This window comes from Halobacillus naozhouensis (assembly GCF_029714185.1).
GTDB lineage: Bacteria > Bacillota > Bacilli > Bacillales > Halobacillaceae > Halobacillus_A > Halobacillus_A naozhouensis.
This window is the reverse complement of the sequence record NZ_CP121671.1, coordinates 1485475-1499831: the sequence shown is the minus strand read 5'-3', so window position 1 is coordinate 1499831 and position 14357 is coordinate 1485475. Positions and strand designations below refer to the sequence as shown.

The window sequence follows — 14357 nt, the reverse complement described above, 5'->3', positions numbered from 1 at the left end:
CCTTTTATTTATATTTATGTTCAAATTCTTCCATAAACGTAACCAATGATTCGACTCCTTCTATCGGCATCGCATTATAAAGGCTGGCACGCATGCCGCCTACAGAACGATGGCCTTTCAACGTCTCAAGCCCCTTCGCTTTAGCTTCCTTAATAAAAGCAGCATCTGCCTCAGCCGACGTACTGACAAATGGAATGTTCATGATCGAACGGCTGCCCTTATCTACAGGAGAAGTAAACAGATCTGACTTCTCAATGGAATCATAAAGGATTTGAGCTTTATCACGGTTCATACGCTCCATTTCCTTAAGCCCGCCAGCTTGCTTGAGCCATTCAAAAACCAATTTTGCCATATAAATTCCAAATGTCGGCGGCGTATTATATAAAGATCCGCTGTCACTGTGCGTTTCATAATTGAGCATGGCCGGACAGTTTTCTGGAGTTTTCCCGATTAAATCTTCGCGAATAATCACAACGGTCAGGCCAGCAGGACCAATATTTTTTTGCGCCCCCGCATAAATCAGTCCGAATTGAGAGACATCTAATTCCTCAGATAAAATATTAGATGACATATCCGCTACAAGTGGCACTTCTCCCGTATCAGGAATATCGTGGAAAGCTGTACCTTCTATGGTATTATTCGTCGTAATATGAACATAATCGGCTTCTCGATCTATCATACTGCTGTCGACAGTCGGTATATGCGTAAATTTCGCATTTTCTGAAGAAGCGATGACGCGAATATCACCATATTTCTCAGCTTCTTTAATCGCCTTCTTCGACCATGACCCTGTATTGACATAATCCGCTTTTCCACTTTTATTAAGAAGATTCATGGGCACCATGGCAAACTGCTGTGAAGCTCCGCCTTGCACAAATAATACTTTGTAATTCTTCGGGATCCCGATTAGTTCCCGAAGCAGCCGCTCTGCTTCCGTAATAATTTCTGTAAATAATTCAGACCGGTGACTTAACTCCATCACAGACATGCCTGAATCAGCATAATTCACTAATTCCCGTTGCGCCCTCTCTAATACTGGCAGTGGCAGTATGGAAGGACCTGCTGAAAAATTATAAATTCTCTCCATGTTATCCTAACTCCCTCATTCAATTGTTTAGAACTCCTCTATATTCGATATAGAATATAAAAAAAAGAGATTGGGGGTCCCCAGCCTCTTTAGATGTCAGAATAACAAATAAGTATTTATTATTCTTCTGTCCCTTTGCCTGAGATTGTGAACCCTTCGGCGATGCAACGAATTGCATTCTCTCCAGAAATTGCTCCTGTTATAGTGTGACCCATAACAATCAACGCTAGCTAACTATGCATTTGTAAAAGTATGAGATTAATAGATCCAAAAAACATCGTTCGTTTTTTGAAAATAATAAAGATTGTATTATTGGATTATAAATCATCTGGCTCAACATCTCAAGAGGGGTGAACCAAACATTTTTCCCCGCCAGTCTAATGATAGCGCTTTCCTTGTTGGTGTGAAGGAGTTGTGATCAAATACGGATATTTTTAATGAGTTAATCATATTCATTCGTGTTTGTTTCATTCAAATCAGAGTTACCCTCAACGTGCTTATATCAGAAAGAGAGGTTTATTTTCTACCCAGGTTAATGAGGGTAACGCCCATGTAATCCTATTCCCATAAAAAGAAATGACGCGGCCTCCCCTTTTTAGGAAACCGCGCCATTCCGGCACTTTGATGGATGATTCCGATTGGGCTCGAACCAACGACCTCCACCCTGTCAAGGTGAATGACCGGGTAGGAAGCCTTCAGACGTTCCAGTAAAGAACGCTGTTATATCAGTTTTTATGAACTGTAAATCAGACTAATTAGGATGACTTTTGAAAGTTTATTATGTTTTTGGTCCACAAATGGTCCACTTCAGCAAAAATAATAAGCTCTCAAATTATTGAGAGCTCATAAAAAAGTAACCTAGTTCTTCTTGACACCCTCCTAAACTTTCGATAGTAAAGATAGGAGGAATTCTTTTTTATAAAGTTAGAAGTTAGCAACTGGGGTTCTAAGAGTATAAAATAAGGAACGTTGTTAGCCACAAAAAACCTTGTACGCTGGGAGAAATCATACTTGCCTTCTTATCTCCATTACTTATGAATCTAAGTCTTACCCTTTATTACATAAGAAGTTAATTCCTTAAGATATGAAGATTCCGCCAATTTTTTTAATTGGTTTTCTACTTTCTGATTAATATCTCGTTTATTCACCAACAATCCACACGTTAATAGAAAAAAGTGAGAACACTGATTTACAAATAGAGTATTCCAGCTGTCAGAATGTGTTTCTAAATCTAGTAACAACGTTCTTACAAACTTAAATGGAACATTGTTTTTTATATTAGCCACGGTAAGATTATGATATTCTTGAGCAATTCTGTCAGAACTAATTTGACGTTGCAATAGATAATAACTGTACCAGACAACATAAATTTTCACATTATTGTAGTAGTCCGGATCTTTATTTAATCTTTTATCAGACAACCCAAACTCTTCAAATACATCATCAAATATTGATGAATCTTCGGTTTTAATATTCTTTACCAAAATATCATTAATTTTAGTTAAGTTAAGATTAGAAGTAACACAAAACCTAACTAAGTTTGCAAAGCTACGCATTCTCTTCTTTTTCAATGAAAATAGCATTAGTTTATATAACTGATTAAGTGTGTCATTGTACATACTGCTATTAAGATTTTCTTCATCAAATATTTTCCCGAAGTACTCTAAGGCAGTATTTAGAAACCTATATTCCCCATTATCGACACTATTATATAGATAACTAAAATAGATACTTAAATCATTTATTTTATGTATGTTATCAGCATAAATGGAATTAGTACTTTTTATTATTTTTGTGGATAGAAGAGAGTCTTTATCACTTTCATCTTTTATAGATATTTCAAATAACCTACTATAAATATCTAAAACCTTTTCCAAATCATCTCTACTTAGCGTCCCTGAATTGCCTATTGTAAATTGATATAATTTATCGATAATAATTTCACAAACAAAATATTCTTTTTCTTCATAACCTTGCTTAAAAGCGTTTGTAAAAACTGAAATAATTGTTTCAAGACTTTCTTCAAACACTTCAGCGAATTCATCATTGACTTTATTTTTTTCGATGTAATCACCATTTTCGTCAATCAAGTCTAGAAGTTTATAAAACTCTTTATCTAATTTGGATTGCTTTTCCTCATTAATTTGTATCATGAACTTCCAAACATCTATTAACTCAACTACAATCCCCTCAATCACTTCAAAATCTTTTGATTTTATTGAGTTAGATAGTAGGTTTGTAAACCATATTATATAGCGATTCATTATACTTTTATACTTATCAATTTTCTTCTTCTTCTTCGTATTTTTTTCAGAATAGCCAATATCTAATTTATTCAAATAATATTTAATGGATAATGCAAACTTATCCTTTAAAGTTTTTGGCCAAGAATAAAAAAATATATGTATACTGACCAATATTGCCAACAGAATGTTGATAAATGCTATAGAAGCATCAAAAAAAATAAGGGACACTAAATTCTCTTTCAAATCTATAGTGGTTTGATCCTTTAAATTGATCGGTATAAACCAAGCAGTTAATGTATGAAAAAGTAAAAAACCTGTTGTGTAACCCACTAAAATTTTTAAGGTTAAATCACTAATAAGATTCGCAAAAAAAGAGCCTGTAAAAGAGTTTACAGTTAAAGATGATATAGCGATTACTACTGTAACTATAAAGGGGGAGAAACGAAACAAAATTTGTTGAATGCCTTCTCTAAATGAAAGTAAATGCTCAATGTTTTTATTAATATACTCAAAACCAGGTTTTGGGTGGTCAATAAAATAAACAAACAAAAAAAGAGCTATAGCAATAATTAACGCTATCGCTATAGTTAAAATGCCGTTCCCAGTAAGATATTTTAAATTGCGAAAAGGTTTGACTTTATTTCTAAACATTTGGTGACTCACTTATTTGAAAATATTTTAGTGGTTCAATTATCTCACCCATATTATAAGTTGTAACATCGTATTCTTCATACACACCTTCTAAAAGTTCTCTTAAACTTGAGGCCCTAAACTCTTCCACAATGTTACTGACTGTGTCAATATCAGCAAAGTTAGGAAGAGAACCCCTAACTCTATTTAGGGCTCTTTGACCTAAAGCGGTTAGTGTAAACCTGTTAGATGTGTTGGCATGGATAAGGTTATTAGACACTAAAAATTCAATATCCTCTTTTAGTTCCTTGCTGTATGGTCCATAATGCCACCTAATAAATTTATAATTAAAAGTATTAGTATCCCCTGATTCTCTTGTAGAAGCTTCTGAAGCAAACACCATTTTTTGAAGACGTGTTGCCCCCCTGATCCCACCTTGGCCAGCAGACTCAATAAGGTAAAGTAGTAAGAATTTATTCAAAACTCCACGCTTCATAATGATAACACCTCCAAGAAACCTAATATTATAACAAAACGCTGATAAAAAGACAACACCTTTTTATCTGATTATAATTATACATTATTTTTCCGAAAAAGCAATAATTTATTCATTTTTCAAATTGATTATGGTATAATGCTTTTTCTCGGATTATTTCTTTATTAGGATAAACAAACCTTTTTCCTTCTTTTAAAGAAAAATGACTTTAAAAATATCCTCAAACTTAACTTTTAAACTTTCTTTGTTGGGAGCAGCGCACCTTACCTTCTTTGTGTACGGATCCAATCCTTTAATCTTTACTTTGACACTAATGTATTTAAAACCGTTATGATATTTAAGTTCTACAGGCAGACCGTCATTCATCGCGCGTTGCAGAGCAAAAGAATTCTCTTCTACCTGTGATTCATCAAGGACCTTCTTTTCTTCCCCTTCATCCTCTTTCCAAAGTTTTTGAATCATTTCAACATGCTCTGGCATCATTAGTGCAGTCCACTTAATTGTACCTCTGTCTTTCGGTTCCATAATCTAAGCCCCCACTTTCTTCCGTACTCGGGCAATAGATAAAATGTTTTCCTTTTTGAAGGTCCTTACCTTTCTACGTGAATTGCAGAAAGCAAGCAGATCATCTTCCCTCACATGAACAACCCTAACAATCCTTTGAGACATTTCTCCCTTGCTATCCAGGTAAATCATTTCAAGCTTCTGGTTTTGGCCAACTGCGCGATTTAGTAAACCATCCATTTCCTCAACTCCTTAATACGAACGTTTGTTCTATTATATCAAAAAGCAAGGATGCGTATACATGAAATTTATTACAAAATAAGAAGCCCCACACCAATCTAATGATGTAGGGCTACACTACCTATACCTATATTTTATCAAAGTCGTCTCTAATTTCTATATATCTTTTGTTTTGTATATGTAGCGTAAAAGGATATATTACCATAATTATCTCGATTTCTAAACTTTTTTGATTTTTACATACTGTTAATTTATAGAAAATAAGGCAGTGTCTTATATCACCTAACTTAGTGTTGTGACAATCTCTGTCCCTGCCCATCGGGAAGTTGCTGTATTACAAGAGCGCGTCTTCCATTACGCAAAGAGATACAAACAAATTGAGGGGGAAAATGGAGAACAAATAAATCTAGAAATCAAACGGATTCAAAATATGTCTGTAGCTCCATTAGTCGAGTTTCAACAGCTAATTGATGCGACAATAGCTAAATTAGCTCGTATTACTTCACCGATTAGTATATTTTATGGTGAATTAGATGAATTACTGTACAAAGAGAGTGCAAATCTTGTATATCGAAGTGTTATATCGAGTCAAAATCGATTAAAGGTTATCCTAATTCCATCCACTTGATGCCAATAGGTTTAGACATCGAAGAAGTGGACAAAGATATTCTTACATTTTTAAATAATTTAATTTGGTAATTAAAATAAAAAATTCAATTAACGGGGCGCTTAATTAAATACCAGCGAAGTCAATTATCTTTATTACAGTATTCAACAATATGGAGCTTTTGTTGAAGAAAAAAATATAAAAGGATCGTCCATTAGTTTTGCTTAATATGGATGATCCTCTATTTTTTGTTCGTGCAAAATAAATAATAAATTGATAAGCAAAACTCTGTAATTCAGGGTATAAAATGTTCATTCGGAGTTGTTCAATAATATTTGTCGATTAATTACTTTAATTGAAATCTTAAATTTTAAACACCTTTTCTGATTCACTCCCCTGAAAATAAGAATATTTATTGGGGTGGAGTGAATCCTACTGGTAAATATCCTTTTGATTTGAAATGGAGTCTCTTGAAGGAGTGGTTAAATGACAACAGGACGTATACCGGTAACGTCATCCGAGCTTGGAACCCTTTGGATCGTGTATCAAAAAAAGACCATGATGGTCCAAGTAACTGACTATTTTTTGAAAAATAGTCAAGAGCCAAAGGCTGCCGAAATCCTTCAAACCTTTAACGATGAGGAAAAGAAACTTGTCCAGGAATTAAAGGGGATTTTCAAAGCAGAAGGGGCAACGGTTCCAATTGGGTTTACAGAGAATGATGTAAATTATAATGCGCCACCACTGTATGATGATATTTTTCAAATCATATATTTGCGTATGATGATGAAAATTGCCACAGGAATTCACGCCTTACATTTAAGTATGAGCTATCGAAAAGACATTATGGATTTATACAGGAGATTTTCTGCATTTGCGGAGGATCTCTGCGAACAAACAACGCAATATTTGCTCAGCAAAGGCGCACTTCCCAAATCTCCGAGTGTCAACATGCCAAATCATGCTGAAATTGCGGAAGGGAAAGATTATCGTCAAGGGTTTAAATTAAAAGGTCCTAAAAGAACCTTAAATACTGTGGAAGTAGCTTATCTCTATCAGGCGATTGAAGCCAACGTTACAGGGATGAAATTAATGACAGGCTTTTCCCAGGTTGCTGAAAAAAAGGATACTCGTAATTACTTTTTCAAAGGAAAAGAATTGTCCAAATCGATCAACTCCAAATTTAGTGAGATCCTGTTAGAAAGTGACATCATAGTTCCAGCTACGTCAGCCGGTTTGGTTACGGAATCTACAATCTCCCCTTTCTCAGATAAGCTTATGATGTACAATACATCCATTCTAAATAGCTTTGGTTTAGGCAGCAATGCTTTAGGTACATCATTCAGTCTTAGAAAAGATTTACCGTTAAAGATGGTAACGACTGCTAAAGATATTTTCGAGTTTGCAAATGAAGGAGGAGACCTGATGGCTAAACATGGATGGTTGGAGGAACCACCTCAAATGGAAGATAGAACTCGCTTATCAAAGGGGAAGTAAGCAGGTTAAAAGTTAAAAGGTCCCCTCTTTTGTAACTCCTTTTTGATCAATGGACATAAGTTTGGAATGTTACTTTCAATATGGAGATAAGAAAATTAACACCAGCAGAAACTTCCAACCTTTGGAGCTCTTATGTGACGAATACGATGGGGATATTTGTAACGCGTCACTTTATGGCTACAACTCAAAGTCAAGATTTATTGAAAATGCTTAAATTGGCTGAAGAAATGGTAATCAAAGAAGCAGAACAATCTAAATTATTTTTAACAGAGGCAGGGCAGCATCCCCTTCCATCGCCATTTAAATCACTTCCGTCCGTGCTGACCAAAGAAGCTACTTTATTCAGTGTAATATGGAATCCTTGCAACTATACGATAAAATCGTAGAGGTGATGTTACAAAAAGGAAATTTAAGTAGACCTCCTTCCATCAACGCACCGGAACAGATTGACTTTGTGAAAAAGCAAAATTATTTAAAGGGGTGGTTTGGGAAGCAAAGACCTTTAAATGCAGTGGAAATTGTGGTTTATTTTTTAATGTACAAAAGCTTATGGTAAAAATCGTACTGTAAATCGAATTCAGTCAGGTCACCACATCAAAAGATCTTCGTAAGTACTTTCAAAGAGGAGCAACACTTTGTCAAAAACAAGTTAAAATCCTCGATTCGTTTATCACATTTATTATGATAATGGCTTAATGTGGGAGTTAATTTAGGCAATTACTTTGATTTCAAGTCTTCAACAATACCAGCTAATAGGTACTCTTCATTTATTAAATAAACGTGGCGCGATTATTCAAAAGATAGAAAAGGGTTACCCAAGTTAGTCAAGGCTAATATGGATGACCCTCTATTTAATAGTTAACGCAAAATAAGTGAGTAATATACCTTTTTATTTGTCTAAACTGACTACGTAGGCGTGGGCTTTAATCGGCCAAAGATTAAATGCCGGGTCTAAGTAAAGGAATTACACAGAGAGGGAGCTACTCAGGATTCCATCTTTTATTTATAGCATTTTATGGGTTTTAGCTTTTTATAAAGAGGTAATAGGAAAATTAAGATAAATTTCAACCTAGGAGATTTCCTGTGCGAGACAATCTAATTAATTTTCCAACAAAAATGGCCCAATACAACAAACCAGATGATTTATACCTTATTGCTGAAATTCAAGATTTAATTTACCAATTTCAGGATCCAAATTCATCTATAACAACTAGAGAGGAAGCCTTTAAGAAAATTATTGATTTAACAAACCAATTAACTAGTTAAGACCGCAATGGTTTATGCATGGCTTTATGGTGGCAGGCTATTAAAAAAGCAATGGAGAAAAGTGTTCTCCATTGCTCGTTTTTTAACTGTCAGACCACTTCGACCCAGCCGTTTTTAATGGCTGAAATGACAGCTTGTGTACGGTCATTAACCTTCATCTTTCTCAAAAGATTGCTCACATGGTTTTTAACTGTTTTTTCACTGATATAAAGCGATTCAGCAAGACCACGGTTACTATTTCCATTTGCCATTAGTTGGAGTATCTCACATTCACGGCGTGTAAGCAGATGAAAGGGCTTACGATACTCTTTCATTTGGAATGAGAGTGAGTTCGCCTCTGCGCTTTTTAATAGACGACGATATTCACTCACTAAATGGTGGGTGACTTTCGGGTGTAAGTAGGATCCTCCACCACTGACTATTTTAATCGCCTCTATTAGAGCATCAGAATCCATTTCCTTTAACAAGAACCCTCGGGCCCCCATTTTCAGAGCGTGAATTACGTAGTTTTCATCATCATGAATGGAAAGAATGATAATTTTTAAGTCTGGATAACGAGATGTAATCTCCCTCGTTGCCTCAATACCGTTCATATTGGGCATATTAATATCCATCAATACAATATCAGGTTTATTTTTTTCGATTAGGTCGAGCGCTGCAGTTCCACCATCGCCCTCTGCAACGATTTTAAAGCTGGATTCAAAATCCAATATCCGCTTCACACCTTCACGAAATAATTTATGATCATCAATTAATACAATACTGGTCGCCATTAGCTATCCTCCTATTTTCCCCATTCGGTTCTCTTTTTCTATGAATGAAAAAGTCTCTACTTTTCTCTGTCTATTCACGGTCAATAACCTAACCCTATTTTTATTATAAACGCTTCAATTCATTATTCATATTGTTTGGGTGTAAATATTGGGTATCCACATCTTCTGTTAGATATGTCCAAGAAATAACTTGCTGTAACTCAATGGAATATTCGTCCCACTCATGCGGAACAATATGGTCAGTACTTACTTAGGGGGAACGACAGTGAAAAATAAATCTCAGCCGAATCTAAGGCTAACTGCCTCAGAGTTAGGAATGCTTTGGACTTCTTATATCAATGACAGCATGGCGATTTGCGTATTGAAACACTTTCTTGCCAAGGCGGATGATAAAGAGGTAATACCAGTTTTAAAATTTGCTTTGAATCTCTCTCAAAAGCATGTAGAGGAAATTGCAGAAATCTTTAAAAGAGAAAATCAACCCGTTCCTGAAGGATTTACGGATAATGATGTTGATACTACAGTACCACGACTTTTCTCGGATACCTTTGGACTTGTTTATTTACAAAACATGTCACGTCTTGGTCTAATGGCTTATGGTGCAACCTTACCACTTTCTCCACGGGAAGACACAAACGATTATTTTCATAAATGTATCGGCTCATCTGCCGATCTTTCAAAGAAAATAACGAAAGTAATGTTGAAGAAAGGCATCTATACAAGATCTCCTTATGTCCCTGTTTCCGAGAAAATAGAATATATCCGGGATCAGCAATACATGAACGGTTGGGTGGGGAAACAGTACCCCTTAAACGCCGTGGAAATCAACGATGTTTTCATGTGCGAGTTAACAAATATATTCTCGAAGGTGTTATTCACTGGCTACGCCCAGGTCGCTAAAACCGAAAGAGCAAGAGAATACCTTAAAAGCGGAAAGAAAATCGCATCCAAGCATACGAAAGTATTCGCGGACCTCCTAACAAAAGAAGACCTCTCTTCCCCCCAAACATGGAATTCGGAGGTCACGGAATCCACTCAAGCCCCGTTTTCGGACAAGTTGATGGTATACCATACTAGAGCACTTAGTATGGGCGGCATAGCCACGTATGGGGGAAGTATGTCTACAAGTATGAGACACGATTTAATACCGATGTATGGGAAGCTCGCTGCGGAGCTTGGAAAATACGGGGATAAAGGAATGGAGATCATGATTGCCGAGAGATGGATGGAAAAACCGCCAACTGCTGCAGATCGAAATCAATTGATCCATCAGCGACCGAAAAAACAGTAGGACCTATTTTAAGGGGGCGTAGCAACAATGGAAAGAAACTGCCAAGGATAGATCTCATGATCAGCAAGAACCATTAAAACATTATGAAAAAAAGTTCATAAGAGTGATTAGGAGGTTAACCATGGAAACTAATGCTCATGTAGAACTAACATCTGCTGAAATTTCAAACCTTTGGACATCGTATGTTCAGGGGACAATGATGATTTGTGGTCTGAGGTATTTTTTGGCGAAAGTAGAAGACCCAGAAATATCAGGGGTACTAGGCTATGCGTTGGATAAAGTCTTCTCTTCCTTACTTGAAGAGGAACATTTGCCCTCCCCTCAAACGTGGGATCACACCGTTATGGACTCTATTGTTTATACTTTTTCAGACAAATTAATGATGTTTCATATTACGGCCTTGATTGCTTCAGGAATAGGGCAACACGGGATTGCTATGTCCGACAGTCCGAGAAGAGACTTAGGATTACACTACCTTCGTTTGGCAGGAGAGATTGCCAAGTACTCCGAATACAGGGCAAACATTTTGATCGACAAAGGTTGGTTGGAGCAACCATCTATAGGAGTTGACCGAAAAACTCTAGCAAGGAAAAAAGATTAACAACCGATGGAAAAACTGTTTTGGAGCATTGGTCTTCCAGGTTTTGGGCAAATACTCAATAGAAAATATATAAAAGGTATCGGGCTCATATTACTTGAGTTCTTAATTAATATACAGGCAAACTTTAACCAAGTCATCTTATTAAGTTTTCATGGAAAAGTTGATGAAGCGATTCAGCAAACTAATTATGGATGGCTGATGTTTTATCCTTGTTTATACTTTTTTGCCATGTGGGATGCTTACAGGGACGCCGGGGGTGGACAACAGCCTTATTCTTTTCTTCCCTTCGTCTTCTCGGCTTATTCGGTCACAGTTGGATTAATATATTCTATGACATTCACATTATTTGGAGTATTGTTGGGGCCGGTTTGGTTACCTATGCTCTTTGTAATACCCGGCTGTATCTCAGGGTTCCTCATGAAGTTTTTTCTATTAAGGTATTTCCATTAAAGCCGTATGCCTAATAAGGCATCGACTACATAACCGGAAAAGTGTGTATTTTGACCAAAAAGTTGATCTAAAATAGCTTATAGAAACTACTCTGGAATCGGGTGCGATTGTTAAAGTTGAAAAAATATTTCCTTAACTAATTATGCAAAAGGCCCCATGACAGGGGCCTCTTCGTACGAAACTACTTATTGATTTATCTAACTAACTCATACTGCTGATCATACGATCCCAATTCGATCCATGCTTTTTCCTTTTCGAGGAACTCGCGTAAGTGGGATTCTAATGAAGGAATGTCTGATTGAAGGACTTTTCTGTAGCAGAACGGCGTGGCCAGATATTGCACAATAATATGTCGCTCATTGTTCACTACATAAGTGTAATGAATTTCAAGAGGACCTTGTGCGGGGTATTCACGGGTACATCCAAACCCGTCATATCTAATAATGTACTCCATTACTGTTACCACCCCCTTATAAGCATTAAAGACTAATACCATTTTACCACTAAAAGGGGGTTTGTCTATTAAAAAATTTAAGCCCTGGCATAGACCAGGGCCTTTGCTTTATATTAGCTTTACATACGTTTCACTTGTAGTGACGTAATAAACCTCACCATTAGAATTTTCAACCTTATACTGTGGTGATCCATCTACATCAACTATTGCAAGTACGTTCGGAAATCCATACCCATATTGAAGATAGCCAGCAATATCTGAATCATCCCAGGACGGTACACTGTAGAAACGTAATTCCCCTTGATAAATTGATTCTACACGCCTCCCAACATATGAGGGTGTGGAATAATTCGAACTACCTTCTACGATCAAGACACTTCCGATTTGAAGGGCTTGTGGATCCACTCCTGGATTAAGTTCTTTCAATCGCTCAACTGTCGTATTGAACTTCTGAGCAATCCCCCAAAGAGTGTCACCCTGCTGGACAATATAGGTACCACTTGGTGCAGAATTACCAGGTACATAGGAAACTCCAAAGTAATCACAAATCCCCTTAGCGTGCTCAATAGCCACTTCTCTTTGAAAATCTGGATCAACCATAAGCAAGGCTTCACGTTCATTATCCATAAAGCCGTTCTCAGAAAGAATGGCAATCATAGCTGTTTCACGTAGTACATGGAAGTTTGCCTCATTAATACCCCGCCAGTTTTGAGAAGTTCCCTGACGTAGATACTTGCCAATACATGCTGCCAGTTCACCTGCAGCACGATTCGTGTGTCCTGGATAAACATAAATCTCATTACCTTCTGGATCAGCTCCAGAGAATGAACCATCAAAGGCATTATAGTGCACAGAAATATAAGCGTCTGCCCCTGCATCATTTGCACGGTTTGTTCTAAAAATTAAAGAGTTATCCTCGTCCCCAGGGGCCACAAGCAATGTTTCAAAACCACTTCTTCTTAGTTCCTCATCTAGGTGTTTTACAACTGCCCGGTTAAACTCATTTTCATGGACGAAACGACCAAGACTGCTAATATAAGGTGTGCGTTTACCTGGTGTCTCCATTCCGTGCCCATCATCTAAAGCGATTAAATATGCCATAATTATTTATCCCCCTTGATTGATTCTAAATAGTTTTGAGCGTATTTAGCTGCCTGGCTGTAATTGTTGTTCTTGTAATGATTCCATATTTCACTTCCGACCATCGCGGCCATTGATACACCAGTAGCAATTTCCTGACTGGAAAACGGCAATAATTGATATCCAAACATCATGGCGCCAGTATTAACTCCGACGATAACCATTAGTGCTAATCGAACCCATTTGTTATTGATTTTCGTTAATAGTTCTTTCATGTGAATTCCTCCTTAGATATATCGAAGCAATAAAGTAAAGACAGCCAAAAAGAAGGCTGCCCATGCTGGTAAATTTCTTTTCCAATTGTCTTTGTCCTTTACGATCCTTTCCACTTCTTTACTACCTGCTTTCTCTTTGACTTCATCCCTGATCTCTTTAATATCTTGATCTCTTGCCCGGAATGCTTCATTAATCTCATTCCTCGGAACATAATTCTGGTTCCAAACGTCTAGCTTGTCATTCATGTTGATTACCATCTTGGTAAGCTGCCGTAATTCTGTTTCGACAACAGCCAGTCGTTCTTGATTCTTCATCTCCTCCTGTGGCATTCTTGACCCCCTTAATAAAACATTTTTTTATATTAAAACCCGCCCATGTACCAAGTGGACGGGTTTATGCGCATAAAAATAACGCCCTTATTTCTTGGCGTTTGTTTTTCCTTCTTTTAATTGTTTATTTTCTTCTGCAAGATGCTCTCTTTGCACAACCAATACGGCAATTTCCCTTTCTAATGCTGCTACCGTATGTGAGTGTCGAGCTGACAAAACCTCAATAACTTTATTTACATCTAATTGTTGCTGTTCCATTATAAAACTCCTCCTTCTAATTCGGTAATACGTTGTTCAAGTGCATCGATTCTTTTCTGTTGTTCCTGCGTAAGTCTAGCGAAAATAGCAATAAAATCGCCTACACTCCAACTTCCGCCCATCATCCCCTCGATTTTATCCGGAACATCCTCGGCTCTAGGCATACCGTACTCTATGTTTCCGTAGTCATCCTCGTATTTCTGAATGTGAGCGTCGAGAGTTATCTCTAGCGCCTCTTCATAAGTTAGAGACTCGATAATTTTCATGTTAAA

Annotated in this window: 18 protein-coding genes, 1 pseudogene and 1 riboswitch; of the genes and pseudogenes, 7 read left to right on the top strand and 12 right to left on the bottom strand. The window is 36.9% G+C overall.

Annotation, left to right across the window (positions count from 1 at the left end; translation table 11 throughout):
* Positions 1 to 4: 4 nt before the first annotated feature.
* From serC to P9989_RS07850, 5 genes are all read right to left on the bottom strand, one after another.
* Positions 5 to 1087, bottom strand: a complete 1083-nt coding sequence (gene serC, locus P9989_RS07870) for a 3-phosphoserine/phosphohydroxythreonine transaminase (RefSeq protein ID WP_283078223.1) — start codon at positions 1085 to 1087, stop codon at positions 5 to 7.
* 117 nt (positions 1088 to 1204) lie between these two features.
* Positions 1205 to 1284: riboswitch (glycine riboswitch) on the bottom strand.
* A gap of 843 nt (positions 1285 to 2127) precedes the next feature.
* Complete coding sequence (locus tag P9989_RS07865) at positions 2128 to 3996, bottom strand: hypothetical protein (RefSeq protein WP_283078222.1); 1869 nt, start codon at positions 3994 to 3996, stop codon at positions 2128 to 2130.
* Positions 3977 to 4459 carry a type II toxin-antitoxin system antitoxin SocA domain-containing protein gene (locus tag P9989_RS07860; RefSeq protein WP_283078221.1) on the bottom strand — a complete coding sequence of 161 codons (483 nt, stop codon included), beginning with the start codon at positions 4457 to 4459 and terminating at the stop codon, positions 3977 to 3979. The genes P9989_RS07865 and P9989_RS07860 overlap by 20 nt, the downstream gene beginning before the upstream one ends.
* Before the next feature lie 192 nt (positions 4460 to 4651).
* Entirely contained in the window at positions 4652 to 4984 is a 333-nt protein-coding gene (locus tag P9989_RS07855) for a YolD-like family protein (protein ID WP_283078220.1), read from the bottom strand.
* Between the two features lie 3 nt (positions 4985 to 4987).
* Entirely contained in the window at positions 4988 to 5203 is a 216-nt protein-coding gene (locus tag P9989_RS07850) for a WYL domain-containing protein (RefSeq protein WP_283078219.1), read from the bottom strand.
* A gap of 295 nt (positions 5204 to 5498) precedes the next feature.
* Between P9989_RS07850 and P9989_RS07845 the strand changes: the two genes are divergently transcribed.
* The 4 genes and pseudogenes from P9989_RS07845 (at position 5499) to P9989_RS07830 (ending at position 8573) form a co-directional block, all read left to right on the top strand.
* Entirely contained in the window at positions 5499 to 5831 is a 333-nt protein-coding gene (locus P9989_RS07845) for a hypothetical protein (protein ID WP_283078218.1), read from the top strand.
* A 465-nt stretch (positions 5832 to 6296) separates the two neighbouring features.
* Complete coding sequence (locus P9989_RS07840; protein WP_283078217.1) at positions 6297 to 7307, top strand: DUF3231 family protein; 1011 nt, start codon at positions 6297 to 6299, stop codon at positions 7305 to 7307.
* 80 nt (positions 7308 to 7387) lie between these two features.
* Positions 7388 to 7863: pseudogene (locus P9989_RS21655) on the top strand (DUF3231 family protein).
* Positions 7864 to 8390: 527 nt separating this feature from the next.
* A complete protein-coding gene (locus P9989_RS07830) occupies positions 8391 to 8573 on the top strand; it encodes a hypothetical protein (protein ID WP_283078215.1) in 183 nt (60 codons plus the stop codon).
* Positions 8574 to 8662: 89 nt separating this feature from the next.
* Here P9989_RS07830 and P9989_RS07825 read toward each other — a convergent pair whose 3' ends face one another.
* A complete protein-coding gene (locus P9989_RS07825) occupies positions 8663 to 9346 on the bottom strand; it encodes a response regulator (protein WP_283078214.1) in 684 nt (227 codons plus the stop codon).
* Positions 9347 to 9611: 265 nt separating this feature from the next.
* On the opposite strand from P9989_RS07825, the gene P9989_RS07820 reads away from it, so the two are divergent.
* The 3 genes from P9989_RS07820 to P9989_RS07810 all read left to right on the top strand — a co-directional run bounded on the left by P9989_RS07820 (position 9612) and on the right by P9989_RS07810 (position 11688).
* A complete protein-coding gene (locus tag P9989_RS07820) occupies positions 9612 to 10637 on the top strand; it encodes a DUF3231 family protein (protein ID WP_283078213.1) in 1026 nt (341 codons plus the stop codon).
* A 121-nt stretch (positions 10638 to 10758) separates the two neighbouring features.
* Positions 10759 to 11238: a DUF3231 family protein gene (locus P9989_RS07815; protein WP_283078212.1), complete on the top strand. Its 480-nt coding sequence runs from the start codon at positions 10759 to 10761 to the stop codon at positions 11236 to 11238.
* 6 nt (positions 11239 to 11244) lie between these two features.
* Positions 11245 to 11688: a hypothetical protein gene (locus P9989_RS07810; protein WP_283078211.1), complete on the top strand. Its 444-nt coding sequence runs from the start codon at positions 11245 to 11247 to the stop codon at positions 11686 to 11688.
* A gap of 193 nt (positions 11689 to 11881) precedes the next feature.
* Here P9989_RS07810 and P9989_RS07805 read toward each other — a convergent pair whose 3' ends face one another.
* The 6 genes from P9989_RS07805 to P9989_RS07780 form a co-directional block, all read right to left on the bottom strand.
* A complete protein-coding gene (locus P9989_RS07805) occupies positions 11882 to 12142 on the bottom strand; it encodes a hypothetical protein (protein ID WP_283078210.1) in 261 nt (86 codons plus the stop codon).
* Between the two features lie 108 nt (positions 12143 to 12250).
* On the bottom strand, positions 12251 to 13243 hold the full coding sequence (locus P9989_RS07800; RefSeq protein WP_283078209.1) for an N-acetylmuramoyl-L-alanine amidase: 993 nt from the start codon (positions 13241 to 13243) through the stop codon (positions 12251 to 12253).
* Positions 13244 to 13245: 2 nt separating this feature from the next.
* The gene (locus tag P9989_RS07795) at positions 13246 to 13497 is read right to left on the bottom strand and encodes a phage holin (RefSeq protein WP_283078208.1); all 252 of its coding nucleotides are present in this window, start codon (positions 13495 to 13497) and stop codon (positions 13246 to 13248) included.
* A gap of 12 nt (positions 13498 to 13509) precedes the next feature.
* On the bottom strand, positions 13510 to 13827 hold the full coding sequence (locus tag P9989_RS07790; protein ID WP_283078207.1) for a hypothetical protein: 318 nt from the start codon (positions 13825 to 13827) through the stop codon (positions 13510 to 13512).
* Between the two features lie 87 nt (positions 13828 to 13914).
* Positions 13915 to 14085 carry a hypothetical protein gene (locus P9989_RS07785; protein WP_283078206.1) on the bottom strand — a complete coding sequence of 57 codons (171 nt, stop codon included), beginning with the start codon at positions 14083 to 14085 and terminating at the stop codon, positions 13915 to 13917.
* A complete protein-coding gene (locus tag P9989_RS07780) occupies positions 14085 to 14351 on the bottom strand; it encodes a hypothetical protein (RefSeq protein WP_283078205.1) in 267 nt (88 codons plus the stop codon). Before P9989_RS07780 ends, P9989_RS07785 begins: the two co-directional genes overlap by 1 nt.
* Positions 14352 to 14357 lie beyond the last annotated feature (6 nt).